General features: G+C 60.6%; 1 protein-coding gene. It reads left to right on the top strand.

Going from position 1 to position 1,047, the window contains the following annotated elements:
- Window positions 1-825: hypothetical protein (locus EOA22_RS34875; protein ID WP_127390679.1), on the top strand; the 825-nt coding region annotated here is incomplete at its 5' end.
- Window positions 826-1,047: the final 222 nt, after the last annotated feature.

Below are 1,047 nucleotides of genomic sequence, written 5' to 3'. Positions count from 1 at the left end.
GGTACCCCGACACTGAACAGCTTTGTGGTTTCCGCCAATGGCACCGCCACCGCGCAGGCCATGGCAAGTTACTCCATGCCCACCGTGTTCATGCAGATCGCCAGGATCAACACGGTGCCGGTCGCCGTTGGGTCGGCGGCGAGCAAGACGCCCGCCCTGGTGCAGACTACCTTCAAGGTTTCCAAGGTGTCGGGCTGGTGGAACAAGACGATGACGCTCTACGGCACGACATTTGGAGCGACGGAGGCCAAGCCGCTGATGTCGATCGAGTATACCTATAACGGCTTCGGTGATCCGAAAGGCTACGGCACAACGAATGTGTACACAATCACCAACAACGGCGGGGCCGACATCAAGACGCTTGTCCAGTCGCAAGTTTGCACCACCGCCAGCGTGAGCACCTTCACGGGTCTGACTGCAGACGCGATACTCCAGACCAGCGGCACCAAGAAATATTCAACCACTTGCCTCAACACCATGTACCCAGCCAACAGCGCCGGCGCGTCGATCGACGTCAGCCAGATGGCTGGCCTCTCCCTGCAGATGTACGTGCCATCGGGCAACCCGAAGTACCTAAAGTCGGATGATCCGACCACCTCCAACCGACTCTACAGCGGCGTGGACGCGAACAACCTGACCGAGACCCCGACTGGGCAGAAGGTCGACATCTTCACCATCGTGCCTTGTGGTGTAACCAGCTATCAAGCCTGGGAGGACGGCGGCACAACCGTGCCGACGCCGTCTTCAAATGCCGACTTCTTCTACAGCGTCACCGGCAAGTGCGACTTCAACAAGCGCCCCTCGATAACGGCCCTGACACAGTAGGAGGTGCATCTCTTGCCTTTGGAAAGCGGCACGTGCTGCGCGTGTGACAAGACTTGATACCGGGATCACGCTCATCGGGCAAAGTCTGCCGCGTCCGATCATCCTGGCCCGATAGCATATCAGCGGCTGGTGCATCCGGAAGGCGAGGTGGCGGCGGCGCGCGGCGCCGGAGTGGCGGAAGCGGTGTTCACGACGGCAGCGATCGAGGATGGCGTGGCGGTG

Source organism: Mesorhizobium sp. M7A.F.Ca.US.014.04.1.1, from assembly GCF_003998745.1.
GTDB lineage: Bacteria > Pseudomonadota > Alphaproteobacteria > Rhizobiales > Rhizobiaceae > Mesorhizobium > Mesorhizobium ciceri.
The sequence above is the reverse complement of the archived record's forward strand: the minus strand, read 5'-3'. Positions and strand labels throughout refer to the sequence as shown.